Source organism: Clostridiales bacterium (assembly GCA_014799665.1).
Classification (GTDB): Bacteria; Bacillota; Clostridia; order Christensenellales; family Pumilibacteraceae; genus Anaerocaecibacter.
In genome coordinates, this window is sequence record JAAVHP010000006.1 from 13,323 (window position 1) to 35,498 (window position 22,176).

The 22,176-nt window shown below is 38.8% G+C and carries 20 protein-coding genes and 1 tRNA gene; 5 read left to right on the plus strand and 16 right to left on the minus strand.

All coding sequences use genetic code 11. The features are described from left to right. Positions 1 to 8: 8 nt before the first annotated feature. Positions 9 to 1,619, minus strand: coding sequence for a DAK2 domain-containing protein (locus HDT28_02310; GenBank protein MBD5131415.1), 1,611 nt, complete (start codon positions 1,617 to 1,619; stop codon positions 9 to 11). 104 nt (positions 1,620 to 1,723) lie between these two features. Next, positions 1,724 to 2,074 (minus strand): Asp23/Gls24 family envelope stress response protein, encoded by a 351-nt coding sequence (locus HDT28_02315; GenBank protein ID MBD5131416.1) that lies wholly within the window; start codon positions 2,072 to 2,074, stop codon positions 1,724 to 1,726. 194 nt (positions 2,075 to 2,268) lie between these two features. Between HDT28_02315 and HDT28_02320 the strand changes: the two genes are divergently transcribed. The 5 genes from HDT28_02320 (at position 2,269) to HDT28_02340 (ending at position 4,543) form a co-directional block, all read left to right on the plus strand. Further along, complete coding sequence (locus HDT28_02320) at positions 2,269 to 2,460, plus strand: 50S ribosomal protein L28 (GenBank protein MBD5131417.1); 192 nt, start codon at positions 2,269 to 2,271, stop codon at positions 2,458 to 2,460. Positions 2,461 to 2,703: 243 nt separating this feature from the next. Then, positions 2,704 to 3,627: a YafY family transcriptional regulator gene (locus HDT28_02325; GenBank protein ID MBD5131418.1), complete on the plus strand. Its 924-nt coding sequence runs from the start codon at positions 2,704 to 2,706 to the stop codon at positions 3,625 to 3,627. A 43-nt stretch (positions 3,628 to 3,670) separates the two neighbouring features. Continuing rightward, on the plus strand, positions 3,671 to 3,922 hold the full coding sequence (locus HDT28_02330; protein MBD5131419.1) for a hypothetical protein: 252 nt from the start codon (positions 3,671 to 3,673) through the stop codon (positions 3,920 to 3,922). 160 nt (positions 3,923 to 4,082) lie between these two features. Continuing rightward, a tRNA-Leu gene (locus HDT28_02335) sits at positions 4,083 to 4,170 on the plus strand. Positions 4,171 to 4,225: 55 nt separating this feature from the next. After that, positions 4,226 to 4,543, plus strand: coding sequence for a hypothetical protein (locus HDT28_02340; protein ID MBD5131420.1), 318 nt, complete (start codon positions 4,226 to 4,228; stop codon positions 4,541 to 4,543). Positions 4,544 to 4,792: 249 nt separating this feature from the next. Here the strand turns inward: HDT28_02340 and HDT28_02345 are convergent, their stop codons facing one another. The 14 genes from HDT28_02345 to HDT28_02410 all read right to left on the minus strand — a co-directional run bounded on the left by HDT28_02345 (position 4,793) and on the right by HDT28_02410 (position 22,171). Then, the gene (locus HDT28_02345) at positions 4,793 to 5,851 is read right to left on the minus strand and encodes a hypothetical protein (protein ID MBD5131421.1); all 1,059 of its coding nucleotides are present in this window, start codon (positions 5,849 to 5,851) and stop codon (positions 4,793 to 4,795) included. Between the two features lie 274 nt (positions 5,852 to 6,125). Next, entirely contained in the window at positions 6,126 to 6,413 is a 288-nt protein-coding gene (locus tag HDT28_02350; protein ID MBD5131422.1) for a hypothetical protein, read from the minus strand. Between the two features lie 88 nt (positions 6,414 to 6,501). Continuing rightward, a complete protein-coding gene (locus HDT28_02355) occupies positions 6,502 to 6,957 on the minus strand; it encodes a hypothetical protein (protein MBD5131423.1) in 456 nt (151 codons plus the stop codon). Between the two features lie 149 nt (positions 6,958 to 7,106). Beyond that, positions 7,107 to 7,820 carry a hypothetical protein gene (locus HDT28_02360; GenBank protein MBD5131424.1) on the minus strand — a complete coding sequence of 238 codons (714 nt, stop codon included), beginning with the start codon at positions 7,818 to 7,820 and terminating at the stop codon, positions 7,107 to 7,109. A 221-nt stretch (positions 7,821 to 8,041) separates the two neighbouring features. Beyond that, positions 8,042 to 9,028: a hypothetical protein gene (locus tag HDT28_02365; protein MBD5131425.1), complete on the minus strand. Its 987-nt coding sequence runs from the start codon at positions 9,026 to 9,028 to the stop codon at positions 8,042 to 8,044. Positions 9,029 to 9,120: 92 nt separating this feature from the next. Then, positions 9,121 to 12,279 carry a type I restriction endonuclease subunit R gene (locus HDT28_02370; protein ID MBD5131426.1) on the minus strand — a complete coding sequence of 1,053 codons (3,159 nt, stop codon included), beginning with the start codon at positions 12,277 to 12,279 and terminating at the stop codon, positions 9,121 to 9,123. 33 nt (positions 12,280 to 12,312) lie between these two features. After that, positions 12,313 to 12,759: a selenium binding protein gene (locus HDT28_02375; protein MBD5131427.1), complete on the minus strand. Its 447-nt coding sequence runs from the start codon at positions 12,757 to 12,759 to the stop codon at positions 12,313 to 12,315. Positions 12,760 to 12,943: 184 nt separating this feature from the next. Beyond that, positions 12,944 to 13,837 carry an ABC transporter substrate-binding protein gene (locus HDT28_02380; protein MBD5131428.1) on the minus strand — a complete coding sequence of 298 codons (894 nt, stop codon included), beginning with the start codon at positions 13,835 to 13,837 and terminating at the stop codon, positions 12,944 to 12,946. After that, a complete protein-coding gene (locus tag HDT28_02385) occupies positions 13,834 to 14,775 on the minus strand; it encodes a DUF2971 domain-containing protein (protein ID MBD5131429.1) in 942 nt (313 codons plus the stop codon). The genes HDT28_02380 and HDT28_02385 overlap by 4 nt, the downstream gene beginning before the upstream one ends. Positions 14,776 to 14,821: 46 nt before the next feature. Beyond that, complete coding sequence (locus HDT28_02390) at positions 14,822 to 15,973, minus strand: hypothetical protein (protein ID MBD5131430.1); 1,152 nt, start codon at positions 15,971 to 15,973, stop codon at positions 14,822 to 14,824. Then, positions 15,957 to 17,528, minus strand: coding sequence for an SAM-dependent DNA methyltransferase (locus HDT28_02395; GenBank protein MBD5131431.1), 1,572 nt, complete (start codon positions 17,526 to 17,528; stop codon positions 15,957 to 15,959). The genes HDT28_02390 and HDT28_02395 overlap by 17 nt, the downstream gene beginning before the upstream one ends. A 212-nt stretch (positions 17,529 to 17,740) precedes the next feature. Continuing rightward, on the minus strand, positions 17,741 to 19,345 hold the full coding sequence (locus HDT28_02400; protein MBD5131432.1) for a DUF2326 domain-containing protein: 1,605 nt from the start codon (positions 19,343 to 19,345) through the stop codon (positions 17,741 to 17,743). Positions 19,346 to 19,548: 203 nt separating this feature from the next. Further along, positions 19,549 to 20,358: a hypothetical protein gene (locus HDT28_02405; GenBank protein ID MBD5131433.1), complete on the minus strand. Its 810-nt coding sequence runs from the start codon at positions 20,356 to 20,358 to the stop codon at positions 19,549 to 19,551. A gap of 286 nt (positions 20,359 to 20,644) precedes the next feature. Continuing rightward, positions 20,645 to 22,171, minus strand: a complete 1,527-nt coding sequence (locus HDT28_02410; GenBank protein ID MBD5131434.1) for a hypothetical protein — start codon at positions 22,169 to 22,171, stop codon at positions 20,645 to 20,647. Between the last annotated feature and the right edge of the window lie 5 nt (positions 22,172 to 22,176).

The window sequence follows — 22,176 nt, forward strand, 5'->3', positions numbered from 1 at the left end:
CATATATACTATTCGAGAGAAACTATAAAGTAGTAAAGCGGTTGACCGCCGTAATGTACGTCTACGTCGCACATACGATACTTTTTGGTCAGATCGGCAGCTATCGCGTTGGCATCGTCCTCTTTTACGTCGTTACCGAAGTACAACGATATACAGCTGACGTCGTCGTCCATCATTTTATCAATAAGCTGCTCGGTAACGCGGCTTACGCTGTCGCCCTTAGCAACGATATCCTTGGCGTCCATACCGATAATATCGCCTTCTTTGAGGTCAAAATTGCCGATCTGGGTGCTACGAACCGCATAAGTGACCGAGCCCGAGCGCACTCCGCCGAGCGCGTCGTTCATATTTTTTAGGTTGCCGTCCACCGTATCCTCGGGATTGAAGGCAAGAACCGCCGAAAGCCCCTGAGGGATATTGGACGTGGGTATAACGTGAATAGTGCGTTTGCTGAGCGCCTTGGCTTGGTTGGCGGCAAGCACGATATTCTTGTTATTGGGGAAAACGAAGATATCCTTGGCGGCGACCGCGTCGCACGCTTTTGCGATATCGTCCGCTGACGGGTTCATGGTTTGACCGCCCTCTATAACGTTATCAACAAGTAGATCCTTGAATATCGCGGTAAGACCGTCGCCCGCACATACCGATACGAGACCGAACGGTTTAAGATCTTCCTGCTGTTTGTTTTTAAGCTCGCGGTTTTGTTGGAGCATGTTCTCGATTTTAAGATGATCGAGCTCGCCCAATTCAAGCGCATAAGTAAGAACCTGACCGGGCGCGTTGGAGTGGACGTGAACCTTGACCATGGAAAGATCGCCGATTACGAGCACACAGTCGCCTATGTTCATGAGTTTTTCTCTGAACAAGTCGATATCCGCCTCGGTTGTCTTTTTATAAAGATTGACGATGAAGAACTCGGTGCAGTACGCAAACTCGATTTCCGCAAGGTCGTTATAGTTGAAATGCGCCTGCTCGTCGTACGGACTGTCCGAAGATCCCGCCTTGTACGAGTCGTCGAATTCTATCGAGTAGTCCTCTTCCTGACCTAAAAGGATGTTGAGGAAGCCCTGTAAAAGTATCAAAAGTCCTCTGCCGCCCGCGTCGACTACGCCCGCTTTTTTGAGAACGGGGAGCATTTCGGGGGTTTGCTTTAACATTTCCTCGCCCGCCGTGATAACAGCTTCGAAGAAATCTTTAAGCTCGACGTTCTTTTTAGCCGCTTTCTCGGCAGCTTCCGAAATAGCGCGAACGACTGTAAGTATAGTGCCTTCTTTCGGTTTGGTAACCGCCTTGTAAGCAATTTCCGTACCTGCCGCAAAGGCTTTGGCAAACGTTTTGGCGGACAGCTCGCTGCTCTGCGACAGCACCGAGGTCATGCCTTTGAGTATTTGGCTGAGAATAACGCCCGAATTGCCTCGCGCACCGCGGAGCGCGCCTTTGGCGACTGCGTCGCACAGTTCGGGCATATTGTTTGTCGAGCAACCTGCTACCTCGCGAGAAGCGGATAACATGGTCATTGACATATTTGTTCCGGTATCGCCGTCAGGCACCGGGAAAACATTAAGTTCGTTTACGTGCGCCTTGTTCGCGTCCAACAGCTTCGCGCCGTTGAGGATCATTTTGCGAAACGTAGCGCCGTTGATTGTTTTTTGCATATTGTTCCTCCAATCGGGAACTTCCGCGCTTTTTCTTTATTATATTATACGGAAGCTCCAAGCAGGTACTATACCTTAATTCCAACTACGTGGACGTTAATGGTATCTACCACCATTCCCGAGAACCGCTCCACTCGGTACTTGACCGCTTTTTTGAGCGAGCCGGCAACGGCTTCGATCGACAGACCGTATTTAATAATGACGTATAAATCAATAAAAATTCGGTCCCCGTTCGTGAAGACGTTTACTCCACGTGATAATCGTTTGCGTTTGAACAGGTCCGACAAATTATCGGAAAAGGTTTTGGATACGAGGTCTACTATCCCGTAGCAGTCCAAAGCGGTATCGGCAGCAACCTGTGCTATCGAGTCCTCCGTTACCGTTATTCTGCCGTAAGCATTGGAAGTATGGACGCTCATGTTCGCTCCAAAACAGTTAAGTATATGTACCGCACTCATATATTTTAACCGATTTAAAATAATATTGCAACAGTTTTACCCATATTTTTGTAAATTTTAGTAAAAAAGTACCCTATTTCGGTTGCAAAACGAGCAAAAAAGTGGTATATTGGTATAGAAAAATTCGTTAGAGCCGCGTTAGGAGGTCAAAACACATGAGTAAAGTATGTTCGGTTTGCGGTAAAGGTAAAGTGTCGGGCAACAATGTCAGCCACTCCCACAAAAAGACAAAGCGTACTTTCAACGCCAACGTCCATAAAGTTACAACCGAAGTTGACGGCAAGGTGTCGCACGAATATGTTTGCACCCGTTGCTTGCGTACCGCAAAAAAACAAGAGAACGACTAATATATATTAGTCTATATTTTCATACAGTAACGCCATCCGTGTAAGGTCCTCTTGCACGGATTTTATTTGCTTTAAACTATCGTCTTGACAGTTCGCGGATTTTGAACTATAATACAAGTGAATTTGCTTGCTCGCAATGGCAAATTCGCGCTGCATTTCAACAAAAAGTTGTTTTACGGAGTAAACCGGCGGCGACAGCCGCAAGTAGCGTTAGCTACAACTTTTAATGTTATAATATCGGTAATGCAACAGTCTACTATCTTCTCTATCCTAATGATACTGCTGAACAAGCGCAAGGTGTCCAGGAGTTACCTTGCCGAACGCTTCGATATCGACGTAAGAACGGTGTCGAGGTATTTGCTTGTTTTGCAGGACGCGGGCATTCCAATTACTTCTATCCCCGGTCGGGGCGGAGGCGTAATGCTCGCCGACGACTATATGCTCGACAAGACGATATTGACAGAAGCCGAAACAGGCAGGATCAAAGACGCGCTCGCCCGCACCGCCGAGCAATACGGCGACAAAGTCAACGCGGCGCTTATCGAAAAGCTCGATGCCGTGGACAAGCGGCGCGAACAGGACAATTTCGTAATCAAACAGGACGGGCTGTATATCGACTGCGATTACGAGCAAGCGGAAAGCCTTCGACCGAGGATCAAAACTCTTTCACAGGCGATCGAGCTTACACGCGCAGTAGAAATAAAATATACCGACGGACGCGGCTATATATCCTACCGCACTATCGAGCCGTATACGCTCGTGTTCAAGTCTGGCGCGTGGTATGTTTACGCCATGTGCAGGCTTCGGGGCGACTTTCGGCTTTTTCGACTGTCGCGCATAAGCGATCTGCGCATGACGAGCAAAAGGTTTTCCAAATGTGAAAGCAAGCTCGTGGAAAAACTCGAACTCGAATACTATAACGAAGTCTATATCGATCTCGAATTCGAGTTCTACCCCGCCGTCAGCGAGAGCATTGTCGACTGGCTGGGCATGGGCGCCGTGACCGAACGCGGAACGAAGCTAGTCGCGCGCGCCGAAGTGCCTATGACCGACGCGTTGCTTAAACGCCTGCTTTCCTACGGTTCGTCTATAAAAATACTCGCCCCGACAGACCTAGCCGATACGATACGCGAAGAAATCAAGCGCATGACGTCTATATATAATTAGAATAAGTCTGTATAATTTTGTTGTTTTGCGGCACACTAAAAGCATGGAACAACACGATTACAGAGAAACGATAAGAGAAGCGACGGAAATCGAGGACGAACGCGAAGCAAAGCTCGAAACCGCCGAGGACAACGCAATAATGTATGAAGCGCTCATGATAAACGGCTCGATGGGGATGCTCGGCATGAACGAGACCAACGCAAACCTCATTCAGTTAGAGGTAGCGCAAGAGCTTTTGTACGACCTTAACCACGACGACGCGATAAGCCATCACGAATATAAACCGTTTGATTGAATAGTAAGATATAAGCAACGCCAAGCACGGCGTTGCTTTTTCCTATTATAAGGTATTCGTTAATTCTATAAAGTTGCCTGACACTTCCTTGTTTTTTGTACGGTTATACGGAAAACGCTTGACTTTTTCTTTTATATATAGTAAAATCATTTATGCACCTGCCGGTGTGGTGGAATTGGCAGACGCGCCGGACTCAAAATCCGGTGGGCTAATAACCCGTATCGGTTCGACTCCGATCACCGGCACCAATAAAACCCGTTGCATAAGCAGCGGGTTTTGTAATAAAAAACTTTTTTCGATAAAATGTCTGATCAGAAGCTAAATAATAATTCCCATATAATCAACGACGAACAGTTCGTCGACGAAGTAATCGACGTTTTCTACTCGTTTGATAAAACCAAACGATACGTTTTACTGCGCGCCGACGAGGGTTATTTCTATTATATATACGAGGAATTAATGACCGACGACGAGCCTTTTGACGAAATGGGACGACCTAATACACCATACTGGCAACCGCAGCACTCTCCCCGCTCCTCATTCTTCGACACGCGCGAAATCGCGATAAAAGAATTAAAAAGCGAACCGGCATTTATCGAGTATTTCGAAACAAACAAATAAATATATTTGTTGAATTTTTTTCGAGTAAGCGATTGCCATTTACTCTGACTCCGTCATTCCGAAAGTTCGAATCTTTCTACCCCTGCCAGCCTACCATATGTTGTAATTCATAAACAGTGAACACAACATATGGTTTTTCTTTTTCATACAAATGTCTGAAAAAATGACTGACTTACCGATTTTGGGAGGGGTTTTGGGAATCTTTTGGGAATTGTCCGTAGTCTTTTGGGGCAATTTTACGACTTTCTATTAGTCCGTTGTGTCATTAAAGTCCCATTTAAGATAGTCCACCTTCGCTGCTTCTTTAAGCTGAAACGCATCCGAGAAGTCAGTATAACCTCGGTCTATGCGCGAAGAATGTATACTCCTATCCTCTTCGTGACCGTCCCACAGCATTACCAATTCACCGTGGACACCACATTCTTTACAGCGCGTGATAAACGTGTACCGCAGTTCATGCAAGTGGTGATTTGGAAATAACCGCTTAACCGTAGTATGCAATGTGTTAAGGTTTACCCTCTTCGCCTTTTCAAAGTCAACGTACGAAAGCACGCGCTTCATCATTGGCGTAAACGGGATTCTACGCTTTACAATATCCTTACCCATGCGTTCTTTACTCGTCTCGCATTCAATCCAAACGTTGTCAATTACGTTTAAAGAGGCTAATTCGCTTCGACGCATTCCAGAATACAAAAGTACAATTAAGGCGTGCGATGCGTCTTTTTTGAGGTTTGAGAGACAATAGTTAACAAGCTTCCGTTCCTCTTCATACGTAAACGCCGAGCCTTTCTTGCATTGGTAGTTTGGAACGACCACCTTTTTCATGGGCGTTGGAATGTTGTAATCGTCCGCAATCATATCGAAGATACACCTAAGAACCAAGAACAGTTTGTGCGCAGTTCGCAAAACACCTTTGTCAACGTAGGTCAGCAAAAAGTTCTGCAAATCGCTTCGGTCAATCTCGGTCGCCAATGTTTCCCCGAATACCGGTAATATGTCGTGATTAATCATACGAACATATTCCTTATAGGTCGATTGCTTGGTTGTAACTCTTTTAATGTTCAGCCATTCGTCGGCATATTCCGCGAATGTCTTTTTGCTCTTGTCTGCCTTCTTAGGCTTACGGCTATCATCTTTGCCGTTAAGCTTATCGACAAATTTCTTTTTGAGCATTGTTAAGTCTTTGGACGAAACTTCGATATCAATTCCTTGTCTGTGAAATCTCGCTTCGTAAACACCGTCTTTTCTCAAACGGTAGTGTACGATCAAATCGTTCACCGCAAAGACGTTTCTAAATGATGTCGGCATATTTGAAATCTCCTTTTTTGTGAATTTCAGCACATTCCGACGATTCTCTTTAACCTTACTTGTTTTGGTCTGCGGAACCACCCCCAACAGAATTCGCTCGTATAGCTCGTTTTGTTTTTTCAGCGATTCAAGCAGTAGCATAACGGAATTGTCCGCTTGTAACGTGTTTTGTTCTTTCAAATGTCCTTATTCGGGTAATTACTTATCACCCTTATAGCTCTGAATACTATGTCCTCTTTTCATAGCGTGTTCCTCCTCGTTTATAAGATTTTAGTTATTCGGTTTTCTTTTTATCAACCTTCTCAAAACCGAAAAAGTCATCATAACCGTCTACTATCTTAGCAAGGGATAAATCTTGTTCGGCGGCATCGTCTAATAACGCTTTGTAACCCGCCTCGATTAACTGTACCTTTGTATAGCCGTATCTATTCAAAAACTCATTTATTTGTTCGGCTTTCTCTCTCGGCACGCTCGTTCCCCATACCATGCACTTTGCCTTTCTCTCAACTTTGTGCTTTTCTTCGTAGCGTTTGTCTTTTATAGACCTATCTACCTTTTCCATACTTACCTCCGTAAAATATATTTGTCGTATATATACGATTTGGTATATTTTAGCAGAAGCTTATATGCAAGTCAAGTACTTTTGGGAATTACCGGCGTAATTTTTTCAACCCTTCCAATTCGTATTCGTAAAGATAGTCCGGCGTATCGCTCATTAGTCCTTTCTCGTATAGATCGTTATCAAGCTGCAAAACTTTGTTTACTCGTCCTAAATCGTGGTATACCGACGATAATATTGACTTGTTAATCGTTACGTTAAGCACGGTCTCTTTCATCAGTTTGACGATAGTATCGAACAACTCGTCATCTAACCTACTGCCATTTATTTGCGGTCTCTGCGGCGCGGGCTGTTCGTCATCCAGCGTAACCTCTCCGTACAGCTTGTTACGCAAAATCGGCAAACCGTAAAACAATGCGTCATTGATGACTTTGCTAAAACTCTTGTATTCCGGATCTTCCATTATTTCGTCTATCTGTTCCAACATATCAATGTCCGTTATTCTGATATGACGGTCTACTGCTTTTTTTGTTTGTTTTCTTTTCATTTTTATTTCTCCTATTTAAATTATTTGTTGTTAAACGGAAAGCGGGTTTCCCGCTTTTCCAAAGTTCGAAATGGGCTTTTTGCCCACTTTCCTTATCCTGCTTACTTTTTTCAAGAAACCTGCCACACTTTGCTCCATCTTTGCTACCATTAAATATCCCCAACGATTTCCTTATAGTGGGTCAATAATCGATACAAGCTACTGCACCTGTTATATTCCGGATGTCTATCCATTCCAATATCCAAACACGCCCAATCTACCTTGTCCAAAAGTTGCTTATTCGAAGCATACAAATCGTTTTGAATGTTCGGATGCAGTCCCATAAATTCTTCGAACGATATGCCGTATTCAGCATTGTCTGTAATGTTTCTCACTTGTTCATTTGTTATCTTTACGCGTTCACGTTTGCCACCTATCGAACCTATTTGCTTTCTCTTTCTCGATAGTTCCAATTTCCGTTTAGCAAGTGCGAAGTATGCATCCACAGGCGATTTCAATTTCCTCTCCGTGCCGTCAAACATATACTCACAAATTGCCTTAACATACTGTCCGCTCTCCGCTTCGTTCATAAGTTTAATTGCCTTGTAGTATGTATCCACAAACGTAAAGTGCCGCATTTTACTGTTAAGATTTTTCGGCTGCTTGCCGCTCAATTCGATTTGCTTATCTTCTTCCAACAAGTCTACGATATTACTCCAAAAGAAGCTTTCTTTATCGTCCTGCGACTCTGCCACTTCTTCATTCGTCAACATATACTGACAGATATTCCGCACCATTCTCCCTGCTGAAGCGTCGTCCGATTGCCGAATCAAATCCCAATACAAATCATAAAAAGTAAATTGCTTTAATTGTTTTTGTTCCATTATTCCTCCGTTATTTCCATTGTTTGCAAGCATTTAAAGACCGCTTGCAAGTCTATTTCTAGCGCATACGCATCACCTCCTTTATGGCATGATAAAAAGCCTTACACTTACTAACGCTAAATTTCGCCCCTACTTTTCTAAAATTTTTATAAAAAATTTTTTGCAAAATATGAGCCGCACGAAATAGATCGCACGGCTCACATAGCCTATCTTTAATATATTTATTTGCTTGTAAATTCACCTACCAGTTGCAAATGTTTTTCTCTACCGTCATCAGTATCCCAAGCCAAATGCAATACGTTATCTCCCCAATAAGTAAACGTAATATAATCTTCGTCTATTCTCGGATCAAACAAATGTATTTGCGGATTATCTTTCACGCCATTATACTCTGCCGCAAAAAACGTACCGAACAGTGCAAAGGCAAATATATTATCTAAAGGTTCAAGCTCAAACTTCTTTGTGCCGTCAGCAGATAAACTTCCGGGACGACCATCATACGTCTCTCCTGTTGTATGATTTATTTTAATATGTTCTGGCGGAATTGGTACATCTTCTTTATTCTCTATCCAATGACAATATCGTAAAACAAAATATTTTGCATTTTTCACGCCGTAAGATTCATCTACATTTACTCGTTCAAGGTATTTTCTCCTTAGTTTCCTGCGCTCTATTTTACAACCATCCAAACCATATAAAGCATACCAAGATCCGTCATTATTGAACTTAAAATCTTCCCAATCCCAAGCTCTAAACCCCGCTCTGTTTTCAGTATCATAAAGCATATCCAAACTTAATCCTGCTCCGTAACTTTCACACGGCGCACCAATATATCTGTATCTATTTTGAAGTTGCTTGCCAGTATCGCTAAAAGTATGTATTACTTCTATAATCCCTTCTTCTCTTAAACTCTTTAATGTCATCTGCATTAAACGATCTGATATGCAAAGTTTTTCAGCAAGTGCAAACATATCTATATATTTGCCGTTATGCGCTATGATGTAGTTTACGATTATCTCTTTTCGTTCTTCCGGTGTCGGCTTACGCATTAAAAATTCCGGACCAACGTAATCATATCTGTTGCCCTTCTTGTAATACTCCGGATTTTCTATCTCAATAAAACCATACTTTTCCTTATGGCGTTTATTTCCGCAATAGAAATCATTTACCGTATGCTTTCTATGCTTTCTCTTTTTCTTAATATCCACAATCGTTACCAAACAAATATCGTTCTAATTTAATACAAATATAAACATTTCTCAAAGCTTTTGCAATGTTCACTGAATAATTCATTGTAAATTTATTCTGAATACTTTCTGAAATTTTCCGCCTGTGCCAGAACCTCTTTATATACCTCATCCACTGTAACAGGCGGATAATGATACTCGGCAAGCTTCAAAATGATGTTCACTTTAAGTTCTGCTTTTATGTCGTCCCTTGCCGACCAAGCTGCATATTTTGCCTTATCGTCTACTATCGTTTTAATCTCTTTTGCAAGTTTTAGCAAGCTTTCATTACCGTACTTTTCTATGTACTCGTCATAGAAGTTGTATTTCTTTGCTATTATCTCCAGAATATCGAAGAACGCTTTTTCTTCAAATGAGATATTCAGCGCCTCAAAAGAAAGCTTATCGTTGCCGAGTTCTTTCAATAATTTGGTCAGTTGTTCAGCAACATCGTCAAGCACTTCGTTTGCAAATGCCTTATCTCTACGACGAGCATTGTACAATTCCACTATGGCATTCATCCTTTCAGTAAAATCAATGCCTTTTATCCGGTTTATTCTCTTATAGTCATCTATTGCGCGTTTCAAAAGCCGCTGTAGTAACTTAATCTTTGTGTTTACCATTGGAATACGGTTAATCCGCTCAATGTACTCATCACTGAAAATATCTTGCTCCAACCGCGGCGTGTCTTTTTCTACAGTAAAAATTTCCGATACACCTTCCGCCTGTATTGCTTCCTCTATGAGTTTGGCAACTCGCTTATTCATTTGCGCCGTATCGGGTGCTTCACCTTTCGTAAGTTTAAATAGTACAGAACGCACGGCAAGATAGAAATGAATTTTATCGCGCTCGGCATCCGAAAGCTCATCGCCGCCGCTACACAAATTATAAGCATCTTTCAACCGCTTTACAAGTTGCATAAAACGATCTTCCATTTCTTTCGACAGTTGCACAAACTCAACGGCGTGATTAAGACAATCAAGTTGCTCCAACGGAGTACCGTCAAAAAACGGCTTTACATTGAAAGTCTTAAACATTGCATCCAAAACTTCCAACGTATCACGCACTATAATAACCGACTTGCCTATTTCTTCTATATCATTTTCTTTGTAATCGGTGTATATGCGCAATGCCTTATTCATACTGTTTTTAATACCGATATAATCAACGATAAGACCTTTGTCCTTGCCTTTGCAAACACGGTTGACGCGCGATATGGTTTGAATAAGAGTATGCTGTTGCACCGGCTTGTCTATGTACATTGTATCGAGTTCGGGGACATCAAAACCTGTAAGCCACATATCCACTACAATTGCAATTTTGAAATTCGACTTAACTTTCTTAAATTGTCTGTCGAGTTCCTTTTTGTAATCATCATTACCGAGAAGATTCCACAATGCAGGAATATCATCTTTCGAGCGCGTCATTACCATATTCATTTTGGCAATTGGTTTTATCTCTTTACGTTCTTTATCGGTAAGATCAACGCCCTCATCCGCTTCCCTCACGTCAGTCCACTGCGGACGAATCGCCTTGATTTTTTCATATAAACTAAACGCTATTGCTCTGTTAGCGCACACAAACATAGCTTTGCCGCAAACGGTTGCACCTTCGCTTACACGCTTTTCGTAATGCGCAACAAAATCATTTGCAATCGCTTCCAATCTGTCTGGATCGCCGAGAACGACATCTAACTGCGACATTGCTTTTTTACTTTCTTCTATCTGATTTTCGTTTGAGCCTTCTTCCGCACATTGCGCATAATAGGCTTCTATTTCCTCTAACTTGTTTTTATCAAGCGTAACTTTCGCCGCACGGCCTTCATAAACAAGATTGACAGTAATGCCATCCTTAACAGATTCTGTCATAGTATATTTATCTACCACCGAGCCGAACACATCGATTGTCGCGTCGATAGGCGTACCCGTAAACCCGACGTAAGTTGCATTCGGTAACGAATCGTGCAAATATTTTGCAAAGCCATAACGCCGCTGAACGCCTTTATCAGTTACCTTCACTTGCTGTTCTAAATTTACTTGCGAACGATGTGCCTCGTCAGAAATACAAATAATATTCGTTCTATCTGAAAGTAGCTGAATATCTTCTGTAAACTTTTGTATAGTCGTTAAATACACGCCACCGCTTGCTCTACCCTGTAATTTTTCGCGCAAGTCTGCCCGCGACTCAATACTCTCAACCGTATTATCTCCGATAAACTTTTTGGCATTGCAAAATGTAGAGGAAAGCTGAGTATCGAGATCAGTTCTGTCTGTAATCAAAACAACCGTCGGACTCTTGAAATACTCGCTCCGCATAAGCATACGGGTCAGAAAAAGCATTGTAATACTCTTGCCGCAACCCGTAGCACCGAAATATGTACCGCCTTTACCGTCACCTTGCGGCTTTTGGTGAAGCTTTATATTTTCCAATAGCTTTGTTGCCGCAAAATATTGCGGATAGCGGCAAACCACTTTTAATTCCTTTTGCGATTGATCGGGGAAATATATAAAGTCTTTTATAACTGCTAACAGCCTGTCCTTGCGGAACAACCCTTTAACAAGCGAATACAACGAATTTATACCGTCAACCTCGCTCACTCCATCGTCAACCTTTCTCCACGCATAAAAATAGTCGTAATCGGCAAATAGTGAACCGTACTTATTGTTAACCCCGTCGCTAATTACCACAAAAGCATTGTACTTGAACAAATCTGGAATATCTCGCGTATAGCGCACAGTCAGCTGCTCGTAGGCATTGTATATCGTGGCGTTCTCTCTAGTAGCGCTTTTAAACTCAATCACCACTACCGGTAAGCCGTTTATATAAACAACCGCATCGGGAATACGAAGTTGAGACACGCCTTGAATTTCCACTTGATTGACTATCTTAAAAATATTCGCGTCTTTATTTTTAAAATCGATAAGCCGAATAAAAATGTCCTTCTTTGTCTTATCCTCACGGCGAAAAATGAAGCCCTCTGTCATTTTAGTAAGCATCTCTTTATTCGCGTCGTACAGCGGATCGTGCGAAGCTCTGACTAAACTCAAAATAATACTTTCGATTTCGGAAGGAGTTATCCCCTCTTTCGCATATTTAGTCGCAAGATACGCACGCAAATCGTCCCGAAGTAGCACATCCGTGACTTCGCGCAAAATGCTGTCGCCGGATACATATTCGTACCCTTCGTTTTGAAATAACTCCATTACGGATAATTCTAATTTAGCTTCATTCATTAGTGAATCTCCTAACTCGTATTATAACTTTTCTCAATTGGCTTTTCGCAAAGAAATTCTATAATCATGTAACTTCAAGCAAAGTGTTTCATTCTTTTTTATAAATTCCGTTATATATTCTTCGGTAATCACAAATTGTTTATTTCCGTCTTTTACTCTCGTTTTCGTCGCTAACCTTTGTTCATTATCTTTGTCTGTAATTAGAAAGCTGTGAATAATTCTATTTCTCATCTCCACTAATTCGGAAAATAAGTCCAAAATCTCTCGGCTTGTCCGCGTCAATATAGTTGCTTGAATGATTTTCTTTAATTGCCCAGATTCTTTTTCAATAAGGTCATACCAATTATAATCTTTTTGATTTGTATGCAATATGTTTTCTATAACAAAAGCATTATTTGAATTGAACACACATATCGCTGTTCCTAATAGTTCCCGATATTCTTGAGATGGAACGCTTTGACGCGTTAAATTAATATACATTATCCTTTGTACCTCTTAAAAATTTTACTCACATTGAATTTCCTGAGCTTTTATAAAAACATCTATTACTTCACGTAAATGATGTCACTGGGCACATATTCGCACTCTTCATTTGAAATAACTCCGTTACGGATAATTCTAATTGAGCTTCATTCCTTAATGAATCTCCTAACATAAAGTGATTCTAAAATAAGCCATTCATCTTTGCCTCTATAAGCGCTACTGTTATCCCTGCACCTACACTTATCAAAAAATCTTTTAACGCCACAAATGCGGATTTAATTATACTTGGCTTTTTCTTTTTTGCTATTTTGGAATTAACCTCTTTCAATAACTCCAGAGCTTCATCTTTGTCCTCTTTCGTCTTTATTTCTTGCTCAATAGATTTCTTAATTTCAACAACAGCGTTTTTTCCATTACCATAATCAAAAGTAACAGTATTGTTATTACCTACGGCTATTTGTGTATTCGACGTAGAGGCAGCAATAACATTAGTTGGTCCATAATAATTGTTTATAGTTTGGGGTAACGATTGCGCCTTTTCCTTTTCTTGTGTAGTAAAACTTAAATCTGCGCCAACTATCTCGTTCTCTTCTAGTTTTAGCGTCCATTGCAAAAGAGAATCTTTAATATGTTCAATTATCTCTTTAATGCAATGCGACCCAACAAACAAAACATAACGCATTTTAATAGGAGCATCAAAAAGTTTATGCAATTCTGCAAGAATACTTCCAGTATATTCTAACTGTATATCATTAGAGTTGTCATATAAATCCATTAAGGAACTTATAGGATCAATTAATTTTCGCAAACAAATGGTTTCTTCTAATGACGAGTTATCTATCATGGCGGGAATCCAACCGACATAAGGATTAAATGCTCTTAAAACCCCACGAACACGTCTATAATCGGGGGCATCACTTTCTCTGCTATACCCATTTAATTCTTGCTGAATCCAAGAGTCAAATTCAGAAAGTTTCAATTTTGTTGCAATAATATGCGCTTTTCTCAAAGCATTCAAAATGTCGCAATCCTTCGACAATAATTCTTGCTGTAATTCTAAAACTATTCCATTCATATTTTTTCCTCCACATTAATGCTGTGATTTTTACAATATTCTATCATCTGCTGCTTGTCCTGTTCGGGCATATTCTTACCCAAGTAAATTGCATTTATCGTCGGCGCAGACAATTTTTGATTGGCGTCGCCGAGTAAGCGCCATTCTTTTTGATACGACCAAAATAAGTCCTTTGTTAAAAACAATCGTGCAAATTGCGATCTATCCGCCGCCATTTGACCATAACTCATACCGAAAATCATCTCACCGATAAACGAACTTAAAATGCTGTTTACAATATTCGTTTCTCGGTTGTCTTGGTACACAACAGGATAAAGAGCATACAAGTTTTCGTAGTTTCGTGTATCGTATTCAATACAATATCCTTTTGAATCGTCGGCATAGTTACGCCACATTTGGTCAGAATTATTCAATTCGCTCAAAGAACAAATACCCATATCCCTGCGTGCATCGTGCGCAAGAGAAAACAGTTCTAAAAACTTATATCTTATGTTCGGGTCATTCAATTTGTCAGGTATGCTTCCAAGCCAATTTATAACAGGAGTAATATTGGCATCGGGCACAAGCTCTTGTATCTCAAAAGATGCATCTAATAAAAAATGTCTTCTAACAGTTCCTTGCGGCATAAGCGTACGAGCTACAATGCTTCTTATGTATTGAAAATTCTTCTCGGTTGTATATGGTTTGATAAAACTCAAAATCATTTCCACGCCCATAAATGTCAACCGATTTGTCTTTAAGTCATAAAAATCTTGGACAGTAAAATCGACTTTACATTCGCTTGGATCATCCAATCTTTCAGCAGGACAAAGATATACATACGCATTATCAAGCATATCAAAAGTAAACCTATCAAACGGCCTGTACTTGTACAAGAATTGCGGCATTTGCACATTCTGTCTATTCATTTTTGCGTTGATAAAATCTACTTCATTCATTCTACTTCCACTCAAAGACTGGTTATCTAACAGATTATTTAGCGTCTTAATAGGAATTAATTTGTCTTAATAAATTATTTTTTAAATCATTCAATGCATTTATTTCAATGGCATTATTCTTAATAGTCTTATTTAACTTTTTAAAACTATCAGTTACCAGCAACATTGTTTCATAATCAGGTATTATAATCGGATGTGTTTTAACTATATCAGTTTTGAGATTATTAAACACACTACCATTGCTTGATGAAATTAAATTTTGTCGCTCACTAATAAAATAGTAGTACATAAATTCTTTAGTAACATGATTATAGTTGTCGATTATGAGCCACCCATCATGAACACATGCAGTAATTTCCACTATCATTGGTAATCCAGGTGAAGCACTATTTGATACTATCATAGTGCCCGGCGTTACAATCCTACTGCTGGAAACACCTTCCATTATAATGCATTCAGATGTGGTAAACAAGTATTTTGTCAAACTTGATGAAGCGTCTGAAATTTTTACCCAAGGCATGCCGTTACTGCTAATATATTTTTGTATCGGACGAGGTGATGCTCCTCGTGCAACAGAAACGACATCCCCAATCGTTGCAATCTTCCAATTCGATGGCATTTGTCCATCGTTAAAATAAAAATCAACAAAGTACGCTTTAAAAATTGCTTGCGCTTGCGACTCTAAGTTTTCATTTATATTGCGTTTAAGTTCAATACGACGCTCGATCGTGTTATAAGCGTTTACGATTCTTCTTTGCTCGTCTATTGCGGGGATAGGCAACTCGATATTGCACATTTCTTCCCAATCAAATATTTCTCGTACACTTCCATGAGAATGAAATCTTGCATACCTATCAAACTCATGGCGCTTAAACCACAAATTAAGATATTCCGGCAATAAAGTATCGGTATTAGATATTTCAAAAACTGTATATGCTTGTGAAACAAGCGCAATATCATAATCGCACTGCAATGCTATTCCAATCTTATCTCCACGCCGAGAAGTATCAGGAATATAGCAAAACTGTCCGCGTCGAATTTTCTTATAACCTCGCCAATCAGTGCCAACTGTATTTGCAATAGATTTGATAAAGCATTTATCAACAGACACGCCAAGCAATTCATAATGTATATCTTCCACATTGCGCTCGTCTATCTGCCTTATATACGGACCGAGCTTTTTACAATTTGATTTCATAGCCCAAGTCCTTTAATACGGCAAACAAGTCCGCTTTGGATTTCTCTTCTTCTTTCAATAGTTCAGTAAGTTCTGTTTGCAGTTGCTTCATTTTGGTATCGTAGTCGATATTCTCGTCACGGTTCACGAATTTAATGTACTTGCTCGGAACAAGCGAATATCCTTTATCTGCAACTTCCTGTATTGTAGCAGAATAGCAATATTCATGGACATTATCTTTTTCGGTCCACTCTTGTGTTTGCCAAGCATGATATGTATCTACAACCCTTTTACGGTCGCCATCTGTAAGCTCGATATACTTTTTCTCAAATGGCGAGCCCATTTGCCGCAAGTCCAAAAATAAAATTTCGTCTTCGCGCGCACGATAATTCTTTTTCGCGCCATTCTGCGTTATCTCTCTCGCTTTTTTGTTGCGATTAATTATCCAAAGTGTAACGCTAATATCAGTCGTATAAAACAGATTGCGAGGCAATATAATAATTGCTTCGACAAGTTTATTTTCTATCAGTTGTTTGCGAATGGCAAGCTCCGTTCCTTCGCCTGAAAGCGCGCCATTGGCAAGCAAAAATCCGGCAACTCCGTTTTGCGACAAGTGAGAAACCATATGCAATATCCAACCGTAGTTAGCGTTGCTTGTAGGCGGGACTTCATAACCATCCCAACGTGGATCTTTCGTTAGTTCTTTATCCCCACGCCAATCCTTTTGATTAAACGGAGGATTTGCCATTATGTAATCAAACTTCTCATCGGGGTGTTGATCATTGGTAAATGTGCTTACCGCTTTTTTGCCCAAGTTGGCACTTATCCCACGAATCGCCAAATTCATACGTGCAAGTTTGAGTGTGGTATTCGTAGCTTCCTGACCGTATACAGCAATATCTCGCGTATTGCCGTGGTGAGCTTGTACAAACTTCATCGATTGCACAAACATACCGCCCGAACCGCAACAAGGATCATAAATCTTGCCCTTATATGGTTCGATAAGTTCGGCAATCAAGTTAACTATGCACTTGGGAGTATAGAATTCGCCCTTGCCTTTCCCCTCTTGCAGAGCAAAATTGGACAGGAAGTATTCGTACACCCTACCCATTACGTCTTGTTCTTTGTCTTTTGTTATATCTAAATTATTTATTTCATCAAGCAACGACGCCAATTTATTAGTATCGAGCGCAAGTCTCGAATAATAATTATCAGGCAAAGCTCCCCTTAAATTTGGATTGTTACTCTCTATTGTAAACAATGCGTTGTCAATTTTGAGAGCAATATCGCTCTGCTTGGAATTCTCCATGATATACGACCATCGCGCAACCGGAGGAAGATAAAAAACGCTCTTCATTGTGTAGAAATCTACAATATCTACAAACTCGGCATGTCCTTCGTCAATTATTTCTTGCTTGCGTTCTTCATACTTATCACTCGCATACTTTAAGAAAATCAAGCTCAAAACTACGTGTTTATACTCCGACGGCTCTACTGCGCCGCGCAATTTATTAGCCGACTCCCAAAGAGCCGCTTCCATACTTTTCTCTTGTTTTGCTTTTGCTACTTTCGCCATTTTTCACTCCATACTCAATGTTCATTTGATTATATCATAAATTGTCGAAAAATTCAATAAAATAACTCCCATTTTCTGGACAAACACTTTAAGCTTTCACGGCAAGAGATTATACCTACAAACAAAAACGGTTGCCGCATACTTGAACGACAACCATTAATTTTAAACAATTATCTTCATATATCCAACCCGACACTTATCCTCTGTTGAAATTATCCCCAAGAACGCCCGAACAATTCTTTTCCATTGGGAGCCAACTCCAAAACCATATGTTGTTCTAAAATTTTAGCTGAATCCGCAGTATATGAGCTAAGCTTATCAAGAGCTATAATAACTTGCTTGCCACAGGATTCATACAATTTTAGAATTTGCTCAATTGCCTTATCTGATATTTGTTTTAAAATCAAAGAATCATGTACTATTAATGGCAAAGCAGTTAATAATAAGACGGTTAAATCAAACACAACCAATCCTTTAAATGCAACACCAGTTCCGGTATCATTTGGCGTAAAAAACTGGTAGGATTTAGGTCCAAAAGATATTACAGGTGAATTAAATACACCATTATAAATATAATCATTAATTTCATGCATCTTATTGTTTATATCGGCCGCCAACAAAGAAAATTGTTTACTCTCAATTTCTATTAATCTTTCTTGATCCGATTTCTTCGTTTCTTCTAAAGATACCAATTTTAAATATGCTTCATTCTCTTTTTGAATTTTTTCAATTGCTTTTATTAAATCAGAATGCTGCTTTAAAATAGCTTTTGATGTGTTTGGATTTTGAATTAGTTCTTGCAATTCATCTACATATGAATTAATCTTTGATTCATATTCTTTTAATTCCTCAATTAATTCAGCTCTTTCTTGTTTAAGTTCCTCTCTAAATATGATTGAAATATCATGATGAAATTGTTCTATTTCCTCCAGTTTCTTTAAATTAATATTAGGGAAAAACTCATTAATCTCAGAGAGATTATCATTTGTTATAGCAAACTTATATTGAAAACTTTCATCCAAAGAGTTAAGTCGAGTTAAAACGCTGCTTCGCATCTTTCTTACTCTAAACAAACTTCTTTTAATTTCAATCGCTTTCTCTGTTATTATCGCATCAGAATCTGCAAACCCTTTTTCTATATTAACAGCCAAAAGCTCCAGCTCTTTATTTAATCGTTCAAGTTCCTTTAAGTTATTTAAATACTCTCGTTTGCCTATTTTGCTTATAAACTCCATAGACTGAGCTTTTTTATACGCTTTTAATTTTTTAGCTGAAACCTCGGCTTGAGCCGATAATATCGAAACTGGTTTATATTTATCAAAAAGCTTTAATAATGCATAGGATGCATCCCTATCTGCTTCACCTGAAACAGAATTTAGCGGGTGTTTTTCGTCATAATTATCTTTACCATATACACGAATATATCGACCAACAGCGTCTCTAAAACTCAGATCCGGCAAATTTAGCTGATAGAACGCATTCAACCAATCCCTATATTCATTTATACTCATTTTGAGAATTTTATTATAACCACTATCACATGTCCATACGATATTAGGTTCAGTATTTTTTCGAGCAAAATAAAAGCTCTCTTCATTTTTTACAAAAGCAAAACACACATCATGAGGATCAACATTCTTCAAAATATCTAAGGATTTAGCATATGTGTCACCACCTAATACAAAATCTACTATGAGTAAGAATGTTGACTTACCAATTGAATTGTCCCCCCAGTCTGTACCTAATACGACATTCAATCCATCAGAAAAGATAATCTTTTTTTGATAAAACTGATTACAGCATATTTCACGCAACATAATGAAGCACCCCCGTTTTTTTAATAAATACGATCTTTTGCAATGCAAATAAGCAATCTAATGTATCAATGAATTCTTCAATATCTGAAAAATGTTTTTTTGTTTTTTTATACAAAGAAAATATGGTCATATCAAATCTTCGAATTTCAACTATAATTGGAATAAATTTTCCTATTATACTTTCATTATAACTTACAATTTTATTAGGCAATTTCACGAAACACCTCACAATTCTGAATAAAAAATGATACTACAATTTCACCAGCCTCTCGAGAACTTGTTTGTGTTTCTCGAAGCAACCAATCAACCATGTGATTGAAGATTTCGCTTTTATCTTGGGTTACAGCTTCCATCTTCTCAAAACACGATTTGATTTGTTTACATAATACAGAAAAAACAAACCCATTCTTTCCGTCAATATTTCTAAAAAGCTCTCTTATATATGTATAATAACAATTAACATATCCAGCAACCTTAACTTTCAATGATAGTTCATTCTCATAAAATTTATTTGCCAGTGGAACTGGCTTATAATTAATACCCTTAATACCGACATCGGATATGCAAGAAACCTTATTGATTATTATCTCAATTTCCGTTTCCAATCCAAGCGTTTGAGTAACATCATGTAGAGCGGTTGCTCGCAATAACTCTCGTTTCTTATTTAATAATTTTTTATAATCTTCTTTCGTCGTATGATAGTCTTGAGTTTCATGGCAATCTTTACATAACGCTATTCTATTTTCAAAACTTTCCGAATTCTCCCCAAGCCGCTCTTCCCCAAATAACTCTTCATATTGCTGTTTAGTGGGGCTATTCGGAAAAATATGTGCGATCTCAAATAGTTTTGCTGCCGGTTTTTTCTGTTTCTGATATTGCAATTCTTTCCCACACAATGGGCAATGAAAATTAACCTCTCTTAAAAATAGTCGAATTTCACATTCATCACGCGTTTTGCGAGGTATCAAATATTTATCATTGCTTCTTGCTTCTAAAAATTCTTCCTTAGTCATATGTTTTGACCACCTTTGTTATAGTTACTACTTAAAAGCACACATCACTAATAGTTGCATCTGCAATTAAGACACATAAATTTCCGCTCCATATAATTATATCAAATCCTAATATATAAATCAATACATTTTTTATCATCCTACAAAACATTTTTGAACACTTTAATAAAATAATATTGCGATTCATCGGAACAACATTTCGCTATCTCGTTTAGATATTATGACAAAAGTTATTAACTTTGTTTCTTTAAAAACATTTCAGATTAAGTTTAAATTAATGATATGATTATATCACCACACTCGGAATGCTCAATAATTTTATTTTTTCGTCATAAATTGTCCTAATTCTTTTGATACTATTTCTAACAATATTGATAATGGTTTTATAGTATTTAGTTTCTTCAACAACTTTGTGCGCGTTAAAGATAGCAAGAATTGATTCTAATATGAACATCAAACACATATCCATACCGATAATCAAATTGTTTACTTCACCCCAAGCGCCACGATTGGCATACCACATATATCCATTGGCATGAGAAAGCATTTGACTTTCTACATAATCTAAAAGCATACTTCTATCAAACGAAACCTCAGCGTTTGGATTAGCAAACTTAGTGATAAAATCTTTAACTATATTTGTAAGATTTTTAGTTTTCCCTTTTTCATCAACAGTATAGCCGCTAATTGTTAGAAAACTCCTTTCAAATGTTTCTTTGCTTACGCCGTTTGGATAAAGGGTTTTATAGAAATTATAAGCGCATGCGGTGGAGAAATCTTGTCCTAGATTTCGCCTAATTTGTACACGCTCATGTTCTTCAAGAAGCTTAAAATGTTCTTCGTGTGGGAAGTATGTTATATAGCATTTATAAAACGATGAGAACATATCTAATGCAATCTTCCATTTAGACTTCACTTGTTCACATAATCCGAGTAACTTATCTGTGCACATCTCACTCATTAAAAGATTTATACTCATCAATGTGTCCGAGGTATAGTTCTTATCAAAGAAACTATTAAACACATTGCTTATGTCTATTAGAATTTTACATTCTTGACGAACTAAATCCTCATATCTTCTCGCTATATCCGATGCGTATATAGATGCGCTATAAAGATTAAAAGTAAGTTGCGATTGCGGTAATGACTTGTATTCTTCCATTATGAGAAGCAATATTTTGGGTATCGTTTGCCATATACCTTCATTCATATAGAAATCGTTAACCGAAGGATGAATTGCCTGACTGTATAGCCCATAGATCTTGGCATATTCTTCGCCTAAATTTTCTCCGACTAATTTTCTAAAATTTGTATGAGGATCGCATAAGAACGGTTTGTTAGTTTTGGTAATGTCATTTATGAGCTTTTCGCTGTATTTGCCAGAGAGTTTTTCTTGAAAAAATTTTATAGCATCATCTTTGTCTTTTTCTAACTTTTCAGGAAGTAAAATTTTATCGGCTATGTCATCAAACTCTTTATAATAATTGTATTCGATAATATGTACTTGGTGGCGTAACAATTCAATTTGCAAATCGCTTATCTTGCCTTTTTCATACATACGTTTTAATGCTAAGCCTTCGAGAAAACAACGTGCGGTAAGAAGCATTCCCATACTACCGATATGCTGCAAAAGAAAATCTTTTATAAAACACTGTGCTTGCGATGTTAAATAGAAATCTATAATATCAGTAAATGATTCCGAACCAAATTGCGTTTCGTCTTCAGAATGCTTCATAAGTGTATGATTGTAAGTAAACAACTGTCCCCAAAACAAACCAAGCTGTGTTATAAATTCTTTTGCGTTAAAATCCATACTAT

What these genes read in the sequence shown, in the direction of transcription:
- HDT28_02310 (MBD5131415.1), bottom strand. Translation starts at nt 1,619, where the DNA reads ATGATCCTCAACGGCGCGAAGCTGTTGGACGCGAACAAGGCGCACGTA.
- HDT28_02315 (MBD5131416.1), bottom strand. Translation starts at nt 2,074, where the DNA reads ATGAGCGTCCATACTTCCAATGCTTACGGCAGAATAACGGTAACGGAG.
- HDT28_02320 (MBD5131417.1), top strand. Translation starts at nt 2,269, where the DNA reads ATGAGTAAAGTATGTTCGGTTTGCGGTAAAGGTAAAGTGTCGGGCAAC.
- HDT28_02325 (MBD5131418.1), top strand. Translation starts at nt 2,704, where the DNA reads ATGCAACAGTCTACTATCTTCTCTATCCTAATGATACTGCTGAACAAG.
- HDT28_02330 (MBD5131419.1), top strand. Translation starts at nt 3,671, where the DNA reads ATGGAACAACACGATTACAGAGAAACGATAAGAGAAGCGACGGAAATC.
- HDT28_02340 (MBD5131420.1), top strand. Translation starts at nt 4,226, where the DNA reads ATGTCTGATCAGAAGCTAAATAATAATTCCCATATAATCAACGACGAA.
- HDT28_02345 (MBD5131421.1), bottom strand. Translation starts at nt 5,851, where the DNA reads ATGCCGACATCATTTAGAAACGTCTTTGCGGTGAACGATTTGATCGTA.
- HDT28_02350 (MBD5131422.1), bottom strand. Translation starts at nt 6,413, where the DNA reads ATGGAAAAGGTAGATAGGTCTATAAAAGACAAACGCTACGAAGAAAAG.
- HDT28_02355 (MBD5131423.1), bottom strand. Translation starts at nt 6,957, where the DNA reads ATGAAAAGAAAACAAACAAAAAAAGCAGTAGACCGTCATATCAGAATA.
- HDT28_02360 (MBD5131424.1), bottom strand. Translation starts at nt 7,820, where the DNA reads ATGGAACAAAAACAATTAAAGCAATTTACTTTTTATGATTTGTATTGG.
- HDT28_02370 (MBD5131426.1), bottom strand. Translation starts at nt 12,279, where the DNA reads ATGAATGAAGCTAAATTAGAATTATCCGTAATGGAGTTATTTCAAAAC.
- HDT28_02375 (MBD5131427.1), bottom strand. Translation starts at nt 12,759, where the DNA reads ATGTATATTAATTTAACGCGTCAAAGCGTTCCATCTCAAGAATATCGG.
- HDT28_02380 (MBD5131428.1), bottom strand. Translation starts at nt 13,837, where the DNA reads ATGAATGGAATAGTTTTAGAATTACAGCAAGAATTATTGTCGAAGGAT.
- HDT28_02385 (MBD5131429.1), bottom strand. Translation starts at nt 14,775, where the DNA reads ATGAATGAAGTAGATTTTATCAACGCAAAAATGAATAGACAGAATGTG.
- HDT28_02390 (MBD5131430.1), bottom strand. Translation starts at nt 15,973, where the DNA reads ATGAAATCAAATTGTAAAAAGCTCGGTCCGTATATAAGGCAGATAGAC.
- HDT28_02395 (MBD5131431.1), bottom strand. Translation starts at nt 17,528, where the DNA reads ATGGCGAAAGTAGCAAAAGCAAAACAAGAGAAAAGTATGGAAGCGGCT.
- HDT28_02400 (MBD5131432.1), bottom strand. Translation starts at nt 19,345, where the DNA reads ATGTTGCGTGAAATATGCTGTAATCAGTTTTATCAAAAAAAGATTATC.
- HDT28_02405 (MBD5131433.1), bottom strand. Translation starts at nt 20,358, where the DNA reads ATGACTAAGGAAGAATTTTTAGAAGCAAGAAGCAATGATAAATATTTG.
- HDT28_02410 (MBD5131434.1), bottom strand. Translation starts at nt 22,171, where the DNA reads ATGGATTTTAACGCAAAAGAATTTATAACACAGCTTGGTTTGTTTTGG.